The organism is Ketobacter sp. MCCC 1A13808, from assembly GCF_009746715.1.
Taxonomy (GTDB): domain Bacteria; phylum Pseudomonadota; class Gammaproteobacteria; order Pseudomonadales; family Ketobacteraceae; genus Ketobacter.
In genome coordinates, this window is the sequence record NZ_VRKW01000001.1 from 222,674 (window position 1) to 241,382 (window position 18,709).

Sequence of the window (18,709 nt, forward strand, 5' to 3'; positions counted from 1 at the left end):
ATTAAGCGGATGAACTTCCCCGGGCTACAACAAGTTGCCTGAAAGGCTTCCGCACTAGCCAATAAGCCCCCACCGCAATTACGTCTGCGAGCAAATCCCACAAAGAAAACTCCCGGTAGGCTAACTCACTTTGCAATAGTTCTATCGATACCCCGTACAGAAATAGGGGCACAAATTTGAATTTAAAAAAGTTGTACCCCGGGAAACCGCGGTCAAGGCAGTACGACAGCACAAAAAAGGCAGCAAAGTGGTTCACCTTGTCAGTCGCCAACTCCGCAATTTGCACTTTGGAGGCCGTAAACGCCAGCCAACTGATAACGGTCAGATTAATCAGCAGTGCTATGCGAAAGGCCCAACATAACTGATGGGGTTTTAAGGGTACGACAATCATTAATAACTGCTCACTCTGTACAGTCCGTTGAGTGCTGCAACCCGGTAGGCTTCAGCCATGGTGGGATAGTTGAAGGTGGTATTCACAAAATACTCGATGGAATTTGCTTCACCGGGCTGGTTCATAATCGCCTGGCCAATATGAATTATCTCGGAAGCCTGATCACCAAAACAATGAATACCTAAGATCTGCAACGTTTCGCGATGGAATAGAATTTTTAGCACACCTACGGTTTCACCGGTAATCTGCGCTCGCGCCACGGTTTTAAATGCCGCCTGCCCCACCTCGTAGGGAACCCGCTCTTGCGTTAGTTCTTGCTCGGTCTTTCCCAGCGAGCTGATTTCCGGCAGAGTATAAATTCCCGTTGGCACATCTTCCACCAGGTAAAAATCCTCTAGCCCGGCGACACCGGCTCCGGTAGATCGCCCCTGATCATAAGCGGCACTGGCCAGGCTGGGCCAACCGATAACATCACCCGCCGCATAAACATGACTGGCAACCGTCTGATAACGGTCGTTGACCTCCAGTTGGCCGCGATGGTTAGCCAAAAGACCGATGGCATCCAAGTTCAATAAATCGGTATTGCCGGTACGGCCATTGCACCATAGAAAGGTATCACCACGCACAATCTTCCCTGATTTCAATTTTACCACCACGTCACTTTCCCGACCGATAACGTCCTCATACTCTTCGCCATTGCGGATCAGCACACCGATATCCCGCAAGTGATAACTCAGACTATCTGAGATTTCGTAATCCAGAAAATCGAGCAAGCGGTCGCGGGTATTAATCAATTCCACCCGGACACCTAAACCGCAAAAGATAGAAGCGTATTCGCAACCAATAACACCTGCTCCGTAAATGACAATTTTTCGGGGCGTGTGTTGCAGTTTCAGCACCGTATCGGAATCGTAAATTTGCCGATGACTAAAATCCACATCATCAGGGCGATACGGTCTGGAACCGGTCGCAATGACAAACTTATCCGCAATCAGGGTTTCGATTGATCCATCACTTTTCACTACCTCGAGTGTATTGCTATCCGTAAAGCGGGCTTGCCCGTGATAGAGTTTTATCTCATTACGCGAGTAAAATGTTGTTCGCAACTTTACCTGCTTCGCGATAACGCTCTCTGCCCGCTTCAGCACTTTGGGAAAGGAAAAAGTTCTGGGCTCACCGATATCTCGAAATAACGCATCGGTATTAAACGTAATAATCTGCTTCACCGCATGCCGCAATGCTTTTGACGGTATGGTGCCCAAATGTGCGCAGTTACCTCCGACCATCGCTTTCTCATCGACCATCGCGGTTTCCAGTCCAGCCTTTGCTGCCCGCATTGCAGCACCCTCCCCGGCCGGTCCGGCACCGATTACCACCAGATCAAATTTAGTGGGCATGCTATGTTAACCACCTGAATTTAGGATATTTTTTTCAGTATAGAAAAAGAAAAGCCCTGATGAAATCAAATCGCATTCCGTCAGGGCTTTAATTGTTGTTTTTGCGAACTTTGTGAGTCAGTGCAGTTCGCACGGGCGCTCATTCAGTTACGTCTACCGGCGTCGTAAGCCAAACCTGCCAAATTCTCTTTCCCAGCGGACTTTTCATCGCATTTGGACAGATTTCCGCCACAAATTTCGCAGTCGCCTTCGAGTCCAATATTATTAAGGCCACCGCAGGAACCTTTGATAGGCTTATTGGAAAAAATAACGCCGACGGCCATCGCGGACATAACTATAGCGAAGAAAATCAATGCAACGAAAAAAGTAGCCATAACAGGTCCCGGGAGATAAGTTGGAGTACAGTTTACACCGTCTCACAATGCATGAACACCTAGCACCAGTTTGCGGGCTTACTGATCCATATATTGCTTGAATGCAGTGCTGTGATGGGTAACCAGTCCTTTTTCGGTTTTCAAAATCAAATAAACTGCCAAATGGTTAGCTTCAGCAACTTCCATACCCTGCTTCGGGCCCAGCACCATCATCGCCGTAGCCCAGGCATCAGCAGAGGCGCACTGAGGCATGATTACGGTTGCAGAAACCAAACGATGGTCAATCGGTTGTCCATTTCTAGGATCAATGGTATGAGAATAGCGCTTACCATCGAATTCATAATAATTCCGGTAATCACCTGAAGTTGCCATAGCCACATTATTTAACTTGAGCACCCGGTGCACCCGCCTCAGATCCTCGACCGGCTCTTCCACCGCCACCTGCCAAGGCAGGTTATGGGCTTTATTATTGCCGACTTTGATTTCACCACCGACTTCCACCATGTAGCGACGCACACCCAGGTCTTCCAGCGCCTGCGCTACCCGATCTACAGCATAGCCTTTGGCAATTGCAGATAAATCGAGATACAAATCCTTGCTCTTTTCCACCTGGAAATCATCTATATGCAACGACAGGCCATCAGAGCCAACGCGGTTCCAGGCCTTTTTCATGGCTTCGGGATCGGGAATGGTATGGGGCCGGTTTTCCGGGCCAAATCCCCACAAATTAACCAGAGGGCCGACCGTTATATCAAACGCCCCTTCGCTCAAGCGCCAGATTTCCAGCGATTTGCTCAGAACTTCGAAAGTATCCTCTGATACGGTAAAGGGCTCTGAAACAGCAGCCCTATTAAGCTTAGACAGTTCAGAACCCGGCTGATAGGTCGACATTTTGTCGTTAACGTTGTCCAGCTCCCATTGAATTACTTCGGAAACCTGATCTGTGTTAACGGCCTTGGGAAGATCCACCATCTTCACCGAGTACCAGGTACCCATGGTCTGACCGCTGATTTCCAGAATATCCGGTGCGTCAGAATGGGAGCAGCCTACAATCGACAGACTAATAACGATCAGACTGAAAATAATGGACTGCTTAAGTTTCTTCACAAGGGTTATCAGCCGCCGAAGTCATCCAGGAAGATATTGTCACGCTCCACACCCAGATCTTCCAACATTTTAAGAACAGCCGCATTCATCATCGGCGGCCCGCACATATAGTATTCGCAGTCTTCCGGAGCATCATGATCTTTCAGATACTGCTCAAACAATACGTTGTGGATGAAACCGGTTAAGCCATTCCAGTTATCTTCCGGCTGCGGATCCGAAAGCGCTATATGCCAGTCAAAATTTTCGTTTTCGTCCGCCAGCATGTCGTATTCTTCTTTATAGAAGAGTTCCCGCATACTTCGCGCACCGTACCAAAATGAGATTTTACGGTCCGTTTTAAGGCGCTTAAGCTGGTCAAAGATATGCGAACGCATTGGAGCCATACCAGCTCCGCCACCGATAAAGACCATTTCGTTATCGTTATCCGTTGCGAAGAACTCGCCGAAAGGCCCGTACACCGTCACTTTATCCCCAGGCTTCAAATTGAACACCCAGGAAGACATTTGCCCGGGTGGCGTGCCATGAGAACCCGGAGGCGGCGTCGCAATCCGGATGTTGAATTTCAGAACCCCGTATTCTTCGGGATAATTCGCCATGGAGTAGGCCCGGATAACGGTTTCATCTACTTTAGACTCCAGATCAAAAAAGCCGAAACGCTCCCAGTCGCCGCGAAAGTCGTCCTCGATTATGAAGTCTTTGTATTTCACATGATGAGGTGGGCATTCCAACTGAACATAGCCACCTGCGCGAAAATTCACTATTTCGCCTTCGGGTAAATCCAGTGCAAGCTCTTTAATGAACGTGGCCACATTGTGGTTTGAGCGCACCGAGGTTTCCCATTTTTTTACACCGAAAAAGGCCTCGTCCAATTCAACTTTCATATCCTGTTTTACTGAGACCTGACAGGACAAGCGCCAACCTTCTTTAACTTCACGAGGTGTGAAATGGCTTTCTTCAGTAGGCAGGATATCGCCACCACCGTCTTTGACGATAACCTTGCACTGAGCACAAGTTCCACCGCCACCACAGGCTGATGACACGAAAATGCCTTTGTCCGCCAACGTATTCAAAAGTTTACCGCCGGCCGGCACAGTCACCCCTTTTTCAGGGTCTTCATTAATGTCTATTTGAACGTCTCCGGTACTGACCAGCTGCGAACGCGCCATCAGAATCAGAGCAACCAACAGCAGCAAAATGCCGGTGAACATGGCTACGCCCAAAAATATTGTATTTTGATCCATTTCTAATATCCCCTCGACCAATTACAACTGAATGCCAGAGAAAGACATAAAGCCCAGCGACATCAAACCAACCGTAATAAAGGTAATACCCAAACCTCGTAATCCGGATGGTACATCGCTGTATTTCATTTTTTCGCGGATTCCGGCCAGAACCACTATTGCCAAGGCCCAGCCAGCACCGGAGCCGACACCATAGACCACACTTTCACCGAAAGTGTAATCACGCTCGGCCATAAACAGCGAGCCACCAAGAATGGCGCAGTTCACTGTGATCAGCGGCAGGAAAACACCCAGTGCGTTGTACAAAGCCGGTACGTATTTATCGAGGAACATTTCGAGTATTTGAACCAACGCTGCAATAACACCGATAAAGCTAAGCAAGCTCAGGAATGTGAGGTCGACTCCTTCAATTCCAGCCCACGCCAGCGCGTCTTCTTTCAATAACCCGGTCAGAATCAGGTTGTTCACAGGCACTGTAATGGCTTGCACAACAACCACGGCAATTCCTAATCCCATGGCCGTCTGTACCTTTTTGGAGACGGCGATAAAGGTGCACATTCCAAGGAAAAAGGCCAATGCCATATTTTCAACGAATATGGCTTTAACCAGGAGGCTTAAGTAATGTTCAAACATGTCTACTGCTCCTTAGTGAGTGGCTAGTGTTTTAGATTGAGGCGCCATTGAGAACTCCGCTTTTTCAACTTGCTCCGGTTTAGCGCTACGCAATGCCCAGATCAACAGCCCGATCAGGAAGAAGGCACTGGGTGGCAACAATAATAAACCGTTGGGAACATACCAGCCGCCGTCGTTCACCGTGGGTAGGATTTCGATACCAAACAGTTTGCCGGCACCAAACAATTCCCGCACGACACCCAGACTCAGAAGCACCGCGCTGTATCCAAGCCCGTTGCCAATACCGTCAAAAAAGCTCGGAATTGGCGGGTTTTTCATAGCGTACGCTTCTGCACGTCCCATAACGATACAGTTTGTAATAATCAGGCCGACGAACACCGATAGCTGCTTGCTAACCGCATAGGCATAGGCTTTCAGAAACTGATCGACCACAATAACCAGAGACGCGATGATCGCCATTTGCGCGATAATACGAATGCTTGACGGGATCTGTTTTCGTATACAGCTGATAAAGAAGTTGGAGAATGCCGTTACCGTGGTCAGAGCAATGCACATGGTCACCGTGGTGTTAAGGTTACTGGTGACGGCCAATGCCGAGCAAATCCCTAGTATTTGCAAGGCAATCGGGTTGTTGTCCATGACCGGCCCGAACAATACTTTTTTGATTTCAGAAGCCATTATCTTACACCCCTTCCTTTTTCACTTTTGCCAGGTATGGACCAAAGCCATTTTCTCCCAGCCAGAACTGAATTAAGTTGGTCACACCATTACTGGTCAATGTTGCACCGGCCAAGCCGTCCACTTTGTGTTCTGCGTCGGGTGCATTCGGATCCACAGACCCTTTAATCAGGTGGATATCGACCTTGCCCTGATCGTTGAAAACCTGCTTACCCGGCCACAATGCTTTCCACTTGGGGTTGTCAACCTCCCCCCCCAAGCCCGGCGTTTCACCATGCTCATAGAAACCCAGACCGCGAACGGTAGTCGTATCCGTTTTTAATGCCAGAAAGCCGTACAAAGTGGACCACAAACCATAACCGTGAACCGGCAGGATGATCGTGTCAAATTCACCCTCTTCATTCTTTGCCAGATAAACCGTTGCATACTTGGCCTGTCGCTTGATACTGGCTTTATCTATGCTGCCTTCCAGTATTTCATTTTCACCCGTGGTTTTAGCCGCTTTCCGCTGGTCATAAGCAACAGGGTTTGCCAACGCTGCTTTTTCCCAATCTTCGGTGGCGCTCTCTGCAGTCAGATATTCGCCCGTATCCAGGTTCACCAATTTCACTTCTAATCGGTTTTCGAAGATCTCAGCAACTGACTTGCCTTCTTCCAGCATGCCGGCTGCGGCAAGAATGTTCTTATTCTTGTCGAGCAACTTGTTTTTTACCTGTTCCCCTTTCAGGGCGACAGCCGCGGTAGAAACTACTATGGAACAAACGATACACAGCAGTGCCGCAACCAACAGGGTTTTACCGGTTGAATCGTTACTGGACATTGCGTGCTAACCTCCGCTTGATGTTGGCTTGAGTGACAAAGTGATCGATGGTGGGGGCGAATAGGTTCCCGAACAAAATGGCGAGCATCATGCCCTCAGGGAAGGCCGGGTTCACCACACGAATCAGCATAACCATAACGCCGATCAGAATACCGAAAACCAGCTTGCCTTTGTTGGTCATCGCCGCCGATACCGGATCGGTTGCCATAAAGAACGTACCAAAGGCCCAGCCACCCAACACATAGTGCCAATAGAAAGGCACGTCGAACATTGGATTGGTGTCACTGCCTACTGCATTGAATAGTATGCCCATCAACGCTGTTCCCAGAAATACGCCGAGAACGATTCGCCAGGAAGCAATACCGGTCAACACCAGGAAACCACCGCCAATCAATATAGCCAGTGAAGAAGTCTCACCAATGGAGCCCTGCATGTTTCCGAGGAAAGCATCAAACCAGGTCAGCGAACTCTGAATTGCTTCGACACCACCTTGTGCTGCTACGCTGAGTGTTGTCGCACCGGAGAAACCATCGACTGCAGTCCATACGGAATCGCCTGACATGCTTACCGGATATGCAAAGAACAGGAATGCCCTGCCGGTTAACGCCGGGTTAAGGAAGTTTTTACCGGTGCCGCCGAACACTTCCTTGCCCAGAACCACACCGAATGAAATACCCAGAGCGACCTGCCACAAAGGAATTGAAGGGGGACAAATTAAGGCAAACAGCACTGAAGTAACAAAGAACCCTTCATTCACCTCGTGACCACGTTTGACGGCAAACAGGACTTCCCAAAAACCACCTGCAACCATAGTAACGGCATAGATCGGAACAAAATACATGGCACCGTAGATGAAACAATCCCAGACACTTGCAGGATTATAACCGGTCAGCATATCTGTGAAGAAAAAGCGCCAGTCACCGCTTGCAGTTACACCGCTGTCGGCCATATAGGCAAGTGCTTGCGCGCCCACGTTATACATCCCGAAAAACATAGCAGGAAAAGTGCAAAGCCAAACCGTGATCATAATGCGTTTCAGGTCAATGCCGTCCCGCACATGCGCATTAGCATGGGTTACTGTTGGCGGGCTATAAAAGAAGGTATCCACCATTTCATAGACGGAATAATACTTTTCGTATTTGCCACCTTTCTCGAAATGCGGTTCCAGCTTGTCTAATAAATCTCTAAACACCGGCTTAACCCTCCTTCTCGATTCGTTCTAGATTGTCACGAAGGATCGGGCCGTACTCGTATTTGCCGGGACAAACATAAGAACACAGCGCAACATCATCTTCATCCAATTCCAGGCAGCCAAGATCCTGCGCGGTCTGGGTATCTCCGACAATAAGCGAACGCAGTAGCTGAGTGGGTAAAATATCCAGTGGCATTACTTTCTCGTACGCCCCAACCGGAACCATCGCCCGGGGGCTACCATTGGTAGAGGTGGTAAATGAAAATAGCTTGCCTGGATTGAGTGACGAAATAAACGTATTCAGCACGGAGTGCTTTTCTTTGCCCATCCACAGATATTCCAGCATACCCCGCTCACGACCTTCACGTAGCACAGTAATCTGGTTGTGGTAACGCCCCAAATAGGAATAGGGACCTATGGCTGTGGTGCCGCCCAGCACGGAACCTGAAATAACGCGATTATCGGCAGGCTCAAGCTGACCGGCCAGCAGCTCATCCGTGCTCGCACCCAGTCTCGTACGCACCAAACGGGGATTAGACACTTGGGGCCCACAGAGAGCGACCACCCGATCGGTGTTCAATTTACCGGATGTGAACAATTTACCGATGGCAATCACGTCCTGGTAATTGATGTGCCAAACGGTTTTCTTAGCAGAAACCGGATCAAGATAATGAATGTGAGTTCCGGCCAGACCAGCCGGATGCGGACCATCAAACTCAACCACTTCCGCGATTCCATTGCCGCCGATGCCGGCACCAGCGGCTTTACACAACCAGACTTTCTTGGTGAGATTGGACAGCACATCCAACCCCTGCTGGAAAGCGACGGCATCCTCTTTAATTACAACAGCCGGATCGGCAGCCAGCGGGTGGGTATCAATAGCGGTAACGAATATGGAGCGGGGCTCAGAACCCGGCGCGGGGACCTTACTGAAAGGACGTGCTCTGAAGGCTGTCCACAAGCCGGATTTGATAAGATTCTCTTGTACCTTGTCGTTGCTGAGATTGCTCAGCTCAGTGGGGGCAAAAGCATCGAAGGTTTCTTCTGCGTCACCGCTTACATCGATAACGACTGATTGCAAAACTCGCTTTTGACCACGATGGATGGCGGAGACAACGCCACTTGCGGGAGCCGTGAATAAAACTCCTTCGGTTTTTTTGTCTGCGAAAAGCACTTGGCCTTTCTTGACTTCATCCCCTACTTTGACACTCATAGTAGGCTTCATGCCCACATAGTCACTACCCAGTACGGCCACTGTCCGAATCGTTGGACCATCTTCGATGGTTTGCTTCGGGGTGCCGCTTATGGGGAGATTCAGACCTCTCTTGATCTTGATCATAGCCCCTAACCGTTTCCGTTAAATTGACGCTTAAGTGAACCGGCCTGCTAAGCAGACGGATCCCGTTCAAGTGTAGACGCTAAACTTAAGGCAGAGAATCAGAGACTCGATTCTGAGGCTCTGGCTGACAACAGTGTAGTACGCTTACCCATACACTCTAACCAATTCGACAACATGCGTGCGAAATCCCGTAGAACCAAGAATACGCATTATCCATTCGAAAAAATCAGGCAATCGGTTTTTTTGTTAGAGGGCCACTTCAGCCAACTCATCAGCGATTCAATACTTTTGCCGGCCAACTCTCCATTGACTTCAGGAAGGTGCATTTAAGAAATTCCGGACGAATCCGGCCCCTCAACCCTAAATTTGCCGCAGAATTATAAATTGGATGGCGTTGAATGACCAGCGACGAATTGGTATTTCCGTGGCCACTTTGACGCTTTCTGAGCAATGAATTTCCGCTATTCTGGCCATTCGCGGAAATTTCCAACCCCCCAAAACGCGTCAAAGCCCGCAACCAGGCGGGCTTTGAGGTTGCTTGATCGTTAACCAAGCACTTTGATCACTATCCGTATTTACGCTGGAAATGTAGGATAATTAACTCCGGCCATTTTTTGCAGCATACGTACAACCTGACAACTATAACCGAACTCGTTGTCGTACCAAACGTACAACACACAACGATTCCCGTTCACTATTGTGGATTCCGCATCAACGATACTGGCGTACCGGGAACCAACAAAGTCAGTAGACACCACTTCAGGAGAATTCACAAAATCAATCTGCTTCCGTAAAGCCCCCTCAAGTGACGCTTGGCGCAGCGCAGAATTCATGTTTTCCAGGTCCGCATCTTTACTTAGGTTCAGGTTTAGAATCGCCATAGACACGTTTGGTGTCGGCACCCTGATGGCATTCCCGGTCAACTTACCTTCCAGCTCTGGTAGCGCCTTCGCGACGGCCTTAGCCGCACCGGTTTCAGTAATAACCATATTCAGGGCAGCACTACGACCGCGACGATCCCCTTTGTGATAGTTGTCTATCAGGTTCTGGTCATTAGTGTAGGAGTGCACGGTTTCAACGTGTCCGTTTTCAATGCCGTACAAATCGTTGACCACCTTGAGCACCGGCACGATCGCGTTGGTAGTACAACTCGCAGCTGAGAGAATACGATCATCGCTGGTAACAAGGTGATCATTCACACCCATGACGATATTTTTAATTTCGCCCTTACCGGGCGCAGTTAGCACCGCCTGAGACACCCCTTTACACTTAAGATGCTTGCCCAGCCCTGCTTCATCGCGCCATTTGCCGGTGTTATCAACCACAATGGCGTTGTCGATTCCATATTGCGTGTAATCCACTTCTTCAGGATCGTTAGAGTAAATCACCTGGATATAGTTGCCGTTCGCAATAATGGCCTGATTTTCCTCGTCAACCGAGATGGTACCGCGAAATGAACCATGCACCGAATCACGACGTAAAAGACTTGCACGCTTGACCAGATCGTTTGCAGCACCACCGTTGCGAACCACAATCGCACGCAAGCGCAACGCAGCACCACCGCCCGCTTTCTCGATCAGGATTCTGGCAACCAGACGACCTATCCTGCCAAAACCATATAGCACGATGTCTTTCGGCGGCGCCAAGCTGGCAGCACTGGGATCCAGCGCGTCAGCAACTTCGGCACGCACAAAATCGGCCACGTCGCCTTTACTGCCTTCGGCTTTAAATTTGTCGGCCAGCTTGCCGATATCGATCCGGGATGGGCCCAGGTTCAACTCAGTCAGCGCCTTAAGAACCGGAAAGGTCTCTGACACGTCTAACTGATTACCTTGCAACTGTCGCACAAAGCGGTGAGCTTTAATGATGTCGATTACGGAACGATTGATAATCGGACGACCATAGACGGAAGTGACCACATTGTTTTCACGATATAATTTACCGATCATCGGAATCATTGATTCGGCAAGCGCTTCGCGGTTGATCCAGGATTGCAAATGCTGAGTAGACTTATCTGCCACGAGTTAATACCTTCTTTATTGAGTCTTGAGTACCTGATTATTTCCAAACGGACTTGCGGTACCATTCCTGTAAAGCCGTTTGCTCTAACTTCAGGGCGCCTATTATCTTTTTAATAGCACCAATTATCAATCTGACTTATCACCAGACGACTGCTTTATCGGCCAATCCCGTCAATTAACCTAGCATTTCAGCTACTTACATAGGTTTCTTTACTATCATGTAATGACTTGCATTCGCTGCTAACGTATTCTTTGCCAATAAAAAGGGTATTCGAGCCGAATAGAGACACCAAAATCAAATGAAGACACGAGATCGAATATTAGTTACTAGCTTGGAACTGTTTAATCTGTGCGGCGAGCCCAATGTCACCACCATTGATATCGCCAATGAAATGGACATCAGTCCGGGCAACCTGTACTACCACTTCCGCAATAAAGACGAAATCATCTTCGAACTGTTCCAGGCTTTCGAAACTGCAATCCATGAGGCATTACAATCACCTGCCGAAATGGGCCTGGATATGATGGACTATTGGATGTACGTCCACATGATCTTCGAAAAAATCTGGGAGCACCGATTCTTATACCGAGACCCGGCCACAATTCTGGAAAGAAATGAACGCCTGCAAAAAAAGTTCAACCGCATCCTGGAAAAGAAGCGGGAAAGCGCTCTGGTCATCGTGGAAAGAATGCGTCAGGAAAGCATGATTCAAATCAGCGCTACCGAAGCGGAGCGGCTTGCCATCAATGCAACCATGACCGTCACATATTGGCTCAATTTTCAGCACATCCGACACTTAACCGCTCACCATGAACCCGATGATCTTGGCCTCGGCGTCTATCAGGTGATGAGTTTATTTGCCCCGTATTTACCGGTTGAAGGTCGCGAAATGCTTGAAGCCGTTGCCGAAACTTACCTGGGCTCCACCTCTTCCTCCGACTCCTTTAAATAATGATGTTCAGTGGCGTTTAAAATCCTGGAAATTCGTTGCTGCAACTGCTCGTTGAAACCATCCAGATACTGGCATAGTGCGTTCGCGACCCGATGACAGGCTTCAGGACAAGTACTTGCAGAATCGATATCCGCAATTTCCATGCACACCACGTCACTAACAGTAAGCAAGCCCGCCTCTTTAACCCGGCCCCCGCGTGCCGAAGCTGATGTACTGAAATCGATACCGCCCAATGGATAGGTCAGACCGCATAACACTCTCATCAGCGAGTCCAGCTCAATCAACAGATATTTCTGGTAGCGGTTACTCATTTCAGTAATTTGCAGGGAGCAACGAAATTCCGAGCCGGATTCAACTAACAGCTGACCCAGCACCTGCGTATACGACCGTAGCCTTTGAATGCTTTCGTAACTGCGATGCAGGAAGTTCAGGGCATCGAACAAGTGCAGAAAATGCGAGTGAATTTCCTGATACGTCATTTGCAGCTGCTCTTGTACCTCCGGAGAATCCAGCGCCAACGACAAACCAATCCCGGCTTTTCGAGAGAACAGACTCTCCGCGGGCACTAAACGGGATTTGAATTCGCTTTGTTCCTTAATACTGGTAAGCCACTGCACTTCCAGTTCTTTGGAAACCTGCTGCCCAGCGCCCTTGCACTCTTCCATCACTTTTCGTGTATGCAGCAGATTCTTTCTGAATTCGTATTCACGCACTGTGTCTGCTAAATGGCCGATCTGCGCACCCTGTTTACGCAAATCATCGGACAGCAAGCAGTAGTCCTGCAGCCTGGCCTCCATGGGAAGTACACGATAATTTTCAAAATCTTCCAGGCGAATTATGCGCGAGCTACGTTCAAGCCCACAAAATACATCATGGCGTTTCGCCTTTTCCCTTTCCGCTTTTTGAGTAGATTGAATTTTCTGGGAAGAGTATAAATCCGGGTGCCGTATTCCGACGTACCGATAGTGGCCGACCGTCACCATCTTGCTGACTTTCGCGGGATCTCTCAATAAAGAAATCGCAGCCCCCAACAAAAAGCAGGCGCCTTCTTCCTGGCTGTGCTCAACATTCACAATACGCCCCAGATCCACAATTCTGCTGCGAGTCAATGGCGTAACCAGCTCTTCCATTTCCTGAATCAGGCGTGGTCTGAGTGTCAACTGCAATGTGTCGGCATGATCCACAACCAGGGCAGAGAAATTATCCGGTAATTTCTTACTGCGCCAGCTGTTAAAAAGTTCCTGATTCGCGTTCATCTGCCCGTAGTGAAGTGATCTTAAGCGAAATTGGGTGGAACGAAATTCAGTTGAGCCTGCAATACGAGCGCTAAACAGGTCGCCGGCCATATCCACTTTTCGGCTAACGTCAAAAGTCAGTGCACTTATGAAACGATAGACCAGATAAAAACTCCCCTGTACCAACACATCGAAAGGCAATATCAACTGACCGATACAGGTTTTACGTTTTCCTGTGATATCGTCTCTGCCCAGCACGTTACTCCGACCCTGTCCCGACTGAGTCAGCAGCCAACGATCGATAGCACAAAGAATCGGATAACCATGCAGTCTTGCCTCTAGGGTATAACCCGCGTAGGCATGTGCGATAACTCCGGCCAGCTGACGTGCACTTAAACCATAAAGCAGCGGCAATCCAATAACGACTTCCGGGCCGACACCGGACAACGCTTCGCGCAAACCCGCGGGTCGCAATACCAACCCCACTTCTGCGTCAAGTTTTACGCTTTGTGGTTTCGGGCCCTGCAGCAAGTCCGCGATATAATTGATGAAGGCGTGCAATTCTGGCTGAGCTTCAGGCGCTAATTCGTAATAGTTTTTCGCGCCACGGCGGATCAGAACCAACCGGCGGATCAGGGCGAAAATAAATCCCAGTAGAAATACATCTCCGGCCAGATACACGCCCATGGTCAGCGTAAAGCTTTCCCCCCGGGCTGAGAATGTTTGCCAGGTTAAACCTAGCCAGTAGGCCGTGGTAGCAAATAAGGCGCAGATAAAACCGAGTGGAATTACGATAGAGAATAAGGCAGCGCAAGCCATTTTGAGTCGGTCGCCCAGCGCGACTTTCGGGGAAACCACATCCACCCGGAAACCGTTTTTGATATCGTCCTGACTATACCCCTCACTCAGGATTCTATCCCGACCTGAAACCTGAGCCCCCGGCATTTTCCGCGCGGCCGAATTCCACTGCATAGTCGCGGTCAGATTGTTTGACGCATCCGGCAGCATGAATGTGGTCTCCACAGGTTGGGTGGCAAGGCTCTTAAGTGAGTCCGGTATGAACAATAGATCTTTATTATGCTTCTGTGATTAGCAATATAGCAGAGGACTTTGGATTAGTACGTGAGCATCCATCGGGCATTATGTGAAGAATTGTTGAGCTTTGTAACGGCTCGATTTATAAGGCAATTCTAGACATTCAGGGTGCTATAAACGTCCACTCGATCATAGCGTTCTGATTCGTCCAGATCAGGGTAGGTTCGTATCCTAAATTCCGCTGTTTTTGTTAATTTCGGCCAGCGATCAGATAGGTTTCTAAGGCGGGACTCTGCTACTAACAGGTCCCCACCAGCCTGCAGGTGACAAATTACTGTTTCAAAACCGTCACATTCGTAACAAACGTCAGCAGCCAGCATCAAGCTTTGAGGGCTCGGTACATAATGGCTCTCAGTTCTGATTTGTACACTATTTAATCGAGCGTTGGCGGCACACACCTGCAAGGCATCGCGGTCAATATCCACCGCAACGACTTCTGCAGCCCCGGCCAATGCGGCGGCTATTCCGGCAACCCCGGAACCCGCGCCAAAATCCACAACACGCCGACCTGCCAATACTCGCTTATTATCCAGGAGCCAGCGGGCCAAAGCCTGACCACCACCCCAGCAGTATGCCCAATACGGCGGATTCTCCATCAGTCGCTGATAATCCTCAGCGCCCAAATTGTAAGTCGGATAATCATCAGGCAGTAGGAACAGTTTTAATTCGGGGACCAGAGGCAAAGCGCGGGCAGTCACATCTACCCCGCGCAAAATAGACGGTAACGTGTGTTCATATAATTGCATAAATTATGTGCAGCGCGGGCCCGCACGAAAAGCACACGAGCCGTAATTCATTCGACTGGCAAGGCGATGTTGGCGCAGATCCGAACGCGACTGCCTAACCCTATAACGCTGTTTTCTGGTCAGTCAGATGATGGCAACGGACGCTGGCATCATACAGCTCCTGCAAAACATCCGAACGATTTATTATCCCCACCAATCTACCCTCATCCACCACCGGATAGACCCTTGGCTTTGCGCTACTCAGCAATTCAGCCAACTCTGCTATCGGCATGCCTGGATGCACTGTTAGCACCTCGTGGGTCATAACGTCGCCGGCATTGGCGGTCAGATCGCAATAGAATGCGGTATTCAGCATTTCTTTAATGCAATCTTGTTCGGATATAAAGCCGATCACGTTTCTGTCTTTATCAAGCACCGGAGCTCCGGTAATCTTATTCTCCAACAAGGTAGCAACGACGTCCCCTACATCATCCCGGACATCGAAACTGACCACTTTGCGACTCATGCAGTCACTCACAACCATTGTCCTGCCTACCATAATCCCTCCTCGCTTCTGGCGAAGTTTAAAACATTATTATTGTCATCAGGCATCCGTTCCGCCCATCGCTCTACAATGTCACAGCTTCTGTATCAGGACAACTATTTAAACTGCATCGCGCGCCCGACCCCATAAACCTACTTAACATATTGAGATTACTACAAAAAACCTGGGCACGCGCAAACCTACTTCCATCTATTGATAACCATTTATTGTTATCAATATGTGCTCTGGAGTGCTTGAAACATCGGTTTCATCCAGCTTACTCTAGGCTTCGTTTTATCCTTTCAAATTCTGACAGAAATCTGACAGTCACGGCAACAAGGGGAGTAACATGGCCGACAAAGCAGCAAACCCAACGTCTGCGCGCGCCTACGACATCGTCGTTTTCGGTGCTACCGGGTTTACCGGTAAATTAACTGCAGAATACCTGGTTCAGTCAAAAGAAGCGGGCAAGCTTAAAATCGCGATCGCCGGACGCAATGCGCCAAAGCTGGAAGCCTGCAAACAAGCTCTGCTGGCTTTAAACCCCAAAATATCAATCGATCTACTGCGTGCCGACTCCTCGGATTTTACCAGCCTGGTGGAAATGGCAGGCAAAAGCAAAGTCGTCATTACCACAGTTGGTCCTTACCTGAAATACGGTGAAGCTTTGGTGGAAGCCTGCATTGAGACCGGCACGCATTATGTCGATTTAACCGGAGAGCCCGAATTTGTAGAGGGCCTGGAGCATGACTATCAGGCTGAAGCGGAAGCCAAGAAAGTAAAAATCATAAATAGCTGCGGTTTCGACAGTATTCCCCATGACCTGGGCGCCCTTTACACAGTCCATGCCCTCAATAAAGAGCTGGGAGAACAATCAGCCGGAAAGCTACCGGTAAAGGTTGAAGGCTTTGTTCAGGCGCGCGGCACGTTTTCCGGCGGCACGTGGCACTCCGCAATCACACAATTCTCTCGATTCCGGGAATATCAGAAGAAGCGGAAATCCTGGAAAAAAGCTAAAAAATCAATTCCGACAGATCGCCGTCGCAGTCGAGTCATGAAACCATCGGTGAAGTACTGTAAACCGTATCAAGCCTGGGCATGCCCCCTGCCAACCATCGACCCGCAAGTGGTGAAGCGCACAGCAGCCAGCCGCAAAGAATTTGGCCCTGACTTTGAGTACGGACACTATGTGCTGGTAAAACAACTTCCCAAACTGGTTGGCGGTATCATCGGTGCGGGTGGCTTGGTCGCCCTCTCCCAATTCAAGTTCAGCCGCGACAAGTTACTTAAAATAAAAGACCCGGGGCAAGGACCCAGCGCTGAAACGAGGGCCAAATCCTGGTTTAAAGTTAACTTCATTGGCGAAGCCAACGGCCTGCATGTGTGGACTCAGGTGTCCGGGGGTGATCCAGGATACGACGAAACAGCAAAGATGCTGGCAGAGTCAGCTCTCAGCCTCGCTTTTGATAAGTCGTTACCGAAATGCTATGGCATCGTCACACCGGGTTCCGGTATCGGCGTCGCGTTAATTGACCGGCTACAGAAAGCAGGTATCGAATTCCAAACATTGTAACCCGTTAGAAAACACATCAACCCAAATGGAGTAGTCCCGGAGTGAGCAGCCAATTTCTGCAAATGAACGTTGAGTTCAATGCCCCCGTTTCGGAAGTTTTCAACCAACTATCCGATCATGAGAATATGGGAAAAGTACTCGGCGCAAAAGTCGTACGAATAAAAGACGGCGTACAACATATCAATGGGGTGGGCTCGGTAAGACGTATCACACCTATCCCCTTCGCTGGGTTCGAAGAGACGGTTACCGCTTTCGAATCCGACAAACTCGTGGAATACACCATAACCAAAGGCAGCCCGCTGAAGAATCATTTGGGGCGCATGATTTTTAGTGAATACCAGGGTAAAACAAAACTGCACTACACCATCCAATTTGAGCCAAAACTACCTATCCCTCTTTCCGGACTGATTGTAAAAGCGGCTCTTGAGAAAATACTGCTGTCCGGGCTCAATAAAGTGGCAGCCCGATATGAATAACACATTGTAAAGACTGTGGTATTCTGTTGACTAAACTGGAATTAGAAAAAATAAAAATGGAGTGACATATGAAAAAAATGACGACCACTGGCATTTTGGGTTTGGGCCTGGCTCTTTCACCACCAAGTTACTCCGACACCTTGTTCGGCATATACGCGGGAGGCGGCTCGATCAACTATAATTTGTCCGGCGACTTCACCGACCTGAGCCAAGCCGGAGCAGGCAGCGTGGACCTGGAGCAGAATTTGGGATTATCCGGCGACCGGGGCAATTACATTTATATCGCGCTGGAACACGGTATTCCTATTCTGCCTAACATCAAATTAGCTCACTCGGATATCCAGGAATCGGCTACCAATACATTGAGCGAAAACATATCTTTCGGAGGCACAACATTCCCGATCGGATCAATTATCGCAACCAACATCGATTTTTCACATACCGACCTAACCCTATATTACGAAATTCTCGATAACTGGATCAGCCTGGACGCAGGATTTACCATAAGGACATTTGACGGTGAATTAAGCGCTTTCGGGCGCCATCCTTTGTTACCGGGAATCAGCCTTAATGCAAACGAGGATCTGGATTTTACGGCCCCGTTATTGTACGGCAAGGCCCGATTCGATCTTCCGGTTACCGGCCTCTATCTTGGCGCCGAAGTGAATTGGATTGGCATTGGCGATGCGCAGCTTTATGACGCCTGGGCGCATGTCGGGTACGTTTTTGGATTCGGATTAGGCCTGGAGGCCGGCATGCGGAATCTGGGTATGGAGCTGGATGACGTGGAAGATCTGGACGCGGATATCGACCTCAAAGGGACCTATATTGCAGCCACTTTTCATTTCTAGGCGGCACATAAAAAAACCGCAGTATAGCAACTGCGGTTTTCGCTTTTCACATCCTTAACTCAAC

18 protein-coding genes are annotated in these 18,709 nt (G+C 49.2%); 4 read left to right on the forward strand and 14 right to left on the reverse strand.

All coding sequences use genetic code 11. The features are described 5' to 3' along the window. Position 1 precedes the first annotated feature (1 nt). The 11 genes from FT643_RS01035 to FT643_RS01085 form a co-directional block, all read right to left on the reverse strand. The gene (locus tag FT643_RS01035; protein ID WP_156868829.1) at positions 2 to 391 is read right to left on the reverse strand and encodes a VanZ family protein; all 390 of its coding nucleotides are present in this window, start codon (positions 389 to 391) and stop codon (positions 2 to 4) included. Then, positions 391 to 1,788: a Si-specific NAD(P)(+) transhydrogenase gene (gene sthA, locus FT643_RS01040; RefSeq protein ID WP_156868830.1), complete on the reverse strand. Its 1,398-nt coding sequence runs from the start codon at positions 1,786 to 1,788 to the stop codon at positions 391 to 393. The genes FT643_RS01035 and sthA overlap by 1 nt, the downstream gene beginning before the upstream one ends. A gap of 143 nt (positions 1,789 to 1,931) precedes the next feature. Next, a complete protein-coding gene (nqrM, locus tag FT643_RS01045; RefSeq protein ID WP_156868831.1) occupies positions 1,932 to 2,162 on the reverse strand; it encodes a (Na+)-NQR maturation NqrM in 231 nt (76 codons plus the stop codon). Between the two features lie 78 nt (positions 2,163 to 2,240). After that, positions 2,241 to 3,269: an FAD:protein FMN transferase gene (locus tag FT643_RS01050; RefSeq protein ID WP_156868832.1), complete on the reverse strand. Its 1,029-nt coding sequence runs from the start codon at positions 3,267 to 3,269 to the stop codon at positions 2,241 to 2,243. Between the two features lie 8 nt (positions 3,270 to 3,277). Then, a complete protein-coding gene (nqrF, locus tag FT643_RS01055; protein WP_156868833.1) occupies positions 3,278 to 4,510 on the reverse strand; it encodes an NADH:ubiquinone reductase (Na(+)-transporting) subunit F in 1,233 nt (410 codons plus the stop codon). A gap of 21 nt (positions 4,511 to 4,531) precedes the next feature. Next, positions 4,532 to 5,143, reverse strand: a complete 612-nt coding sequence (nqrE, locus tag FT643_RS01060) for an NADH:ubiquinone reductase (Na(+)-transporting) subunit E (protein WP_156868834.1) — start codon at positions 5,141 to 5,143, stop codon at positions 4,532 to 4,534. Positions 5,144 to 5,155: 12 nt separating this feature from the next. Beyond that, a complete protein-coding gene (locus FT643_RS01065) occupies positions 5,156 to 5,824 on the reverse strand; it encodes an NADH:ubiquinone reductase (Na(+)-transporting) subunit D (RefSeq protein WP_317621928.1) in 669 nt (222 codons plus the stop codon). A 1-nt stretch (position 5,825) separates the two neighbouring features. Further along, a complete protein-coding gene (locus FT643_RS01070; RefSeq protein ID WP_156868836.1) occupies positions 5,826 to 6,641 on the reverse strand; it encodes a Na(+)-translocating NADH-quinone reductase subunit C in 816 nt (271 codons plus the stop codon). Next, a complete protein-coding gene (locus FT643_RS01075; protein WP_317621904.1) occupies positions 6,631 to 7,833 on the reverse strand; it encodes an NADH:ubiquinone reductase (Na(+)-transporting) subunit B in 1,203 nt (400 codons plus the stop codon). Before FT643_RS01075 ends, FT643_RS01070 begins: the two co-directional genes overlap by 11 nt. Before the next feature lie 4 nt (positions 7,834 to 7,837). Continuing rightward, on the reverse strand, positions 7,838 to 9,172 hold the full coding sequence (locus FT643_RS01080) for a Na(+)-translocating NADH-quinone reductase subunit A (RefSeq protein ID WP_156868837.1): 1,335 nt from the start codon (positions 9,170 to 9,172) through the stop codon (positions 7,838 to 7,840). 575 nt (positions 9,173 to 9,747) lie between these two features. Further along, positions 9,748 to 11,193, reverse strand: a complete 1,446-nt coding sequence (locus FT643_RS01085; RefSeq protein ID WP_317621905.1) for a glyceraldehyde-3-phosphate dehydrogenase — start codon at positions 11,191 to 11,193, stop codon at positions 9,748 to 9,750. A 299-nt stretch (positions 11,194 to 11,492) separates the two neighbouring features. Here FT643_RS01085 and FT643_RS01090 point away from each other — a divergent pair, with 299 nt between their 5' ends. Then, positions 11,493 to 12,146 (forward strand): TetR/AcrR family transcriptional regulator, encoded by a 654-nt coding sequence (locus FT643_RS01090; RefSeq protein WP_156868838.1) that lies wholly within the window; start codon positions 11,493 to 11,495, stop codon positions 12,144 to 12,146. Here FT643_RS01090 and FT643_RS01095 read toward each other — a convergent pair. From FT643_RS01095 to FT643_RS01105, 3 genes are all read right to left on the reverse strand, one after another. Then, positions 12,107 to 14,389 carry a M48 family metallopeptidase gene (locus tag FT643_RS01095; RefSeq protein ID WP_156868839.1) on the reverse strand — a complete coding sequence of 761 codons (2,283 nt, stop codon included), beginning with the start codon at positions 14,387 to 14,389 and terminating at the stop codon, positions 12,107 to 12,109. The genes FT643_RS01090 and FT643_RS01095 overlap by 40 nt on opposite strands. 182 nt (positions 14,390 to 14,571) lie before the next feature. After that, complete coding sequence (locus FT643_RS01100) at positions 14,572 to 15,222, reverse strand: class I SAM-dependent methyltransferase (RefSeq protein ID WP_156868840.1); 651 nt, start codon at positions 15,220 to 15,222, stop codon at positions 14,572 to 14,574. Between the two features lie 100 nt (positions 15,223 to 15,322). After that, on the reverse strand, positions 15,323 to 15,760 hold the full coding sequence (locus FT643_RS01105) for a CBS domain-containing protein (protein ID WP_156868841.1): 438 nt from the start codon (positions 15,758 to 15,760) through the stop codon (positions 15,323 to 15,325). Positions 15,761 to 16,094: 334 nt separating this feature from the next. On the opposite strand from FT643_RS01105, the gene FT643_RS01110 reads away from it, so the two are divergent. The 3 genes from FT643_RS01110 (at position 16,095) to FT643_RS01120 (ending at position 18,645) form a co-directional block, all read left to right on the forward strand. Further along, positions 16,095 to 17,318 (forward strand): saccharopine dehydrogenase family protein, encoded by a 1,224-nt coding sequence (locus FT643_RS01110; RefSeq protein ID WP_156868842.1) that lies wholly within the window; start codon positions 16,095 to 16,097, stop codon positions 17,316 to 17,318. A 41-nt stretch (positions 17,319 to 17,359) separates the two neighbouring features. Then, positions 17,360 to 17,794: an SRPBCC family protein gene (locus FT643_RS01115; protein WP_317621906.1), complete on the forward strand. Its 435-nt coding sequence runs from the start codon at positions 17,360 to 17,362 to the stop codon at positions 17,792 to 17,794. Positions 17,795 to 17,862: 68 nt separating this feature from the next. Then, positions 17,863 to 18,645: a TIGR04219 family outer membrane beta-barrel protein gene (locus FT643_RS01120; protein WP_156868843.1), complete on the forward strand. Its 783-nt coding sequence runs from the start codon at positions 17,863 to 17,865 to the stop codon at positions 18,643 to 18,645. Positions 18,646 to 18,709 lie beyond the last annotated feature (64 nt).

Coding starts and splice junctions, on each gene's coding strand:
- nqrF (WP_156868833.1), bottom strand. CDS start 4,510: ATGGATCAAAATACAATATTTTTGGGCGTAGCCATGTTCACCGGCATT.
- FT643_RS01070 (WP_156868836.1), bottom strand. CDS start 6,641: ATGTCCAGTAACGATTCAACCGGTAAAACCCTGTTGGTTGCGGCACTG.
- FT643_RS01110 (WP_156868842.1), top strand. CDS start 16,095: ATGGCCGACAAAGCAGCAAACCCAACGTCTGCGCGCGCCTACGACATC.
- FT643_RS01095 (WP_156868839.1), bottom strand. CDS start 14,389: ATGCTGCCGGATGCGTCAAACAATCTGACCGCGACTATGCAGTGGAAT.
- FT643_RS01035 (WP_156868829.1), bottom strand. CDS start 391: ATGATTGTCGTACCCTTAAAACCCCATCAGTTATGTTGGGCCTTTCGC.
- FT643_RS01090 (WP_156868838.1), top strand. CDS start 11,493: ATGAAGACACGAGATCGAATATTAGTTACTAGCTTGGAACTGTTTAAT.
- nqrM (WP_156868831.1), bottom strand. CDS start 2,162: ATGGCTACTTTTTTCGTTGCATTGATTTTCTTCGCTATAGTTATGTCC.
- FT643_RS01120 (WP_156868843.1), top strand. CDS start 17,863: ATGAAAAAAATGACGACCACTGGCATTTTGGGTTTGGGCCTGGCTCTT.
- FT643_RS01105 (WP_156868841.1), bottom strand. CDS start 15,760: ATGGTAGGCAGGACAATGGTTGTGAGTGACTGCATGAGTCGCAAAGTG.
- nqrE (WP_156868834.1), bottom strand. CDS start 5,143: ATGTTTGAACATTACTTAAGCCTCCTGGTTAAAGCCATATTCGTTGAA.
- sthA (WP_156868830.1), bottom strand. CDS start 1,788: ATGCCCACTAAATTTGATCTGGTGGTAATCGGTGCCGGACCGGCCGGG.
- FT643_RS01080 (WP_156868837.1), bottom strand. CDS start 9,172: ATGATCAAGATCAAGAGAGGTCTGAATCTCCCCATAAGCGGCACCCCG.
- FT643_RS01100 (WP_156868840.1), bottom strand. CDS start 15,222: ATGCAATTATATGAACACACGTTACCGTCTATTTTGCGCGGGGTAGAT.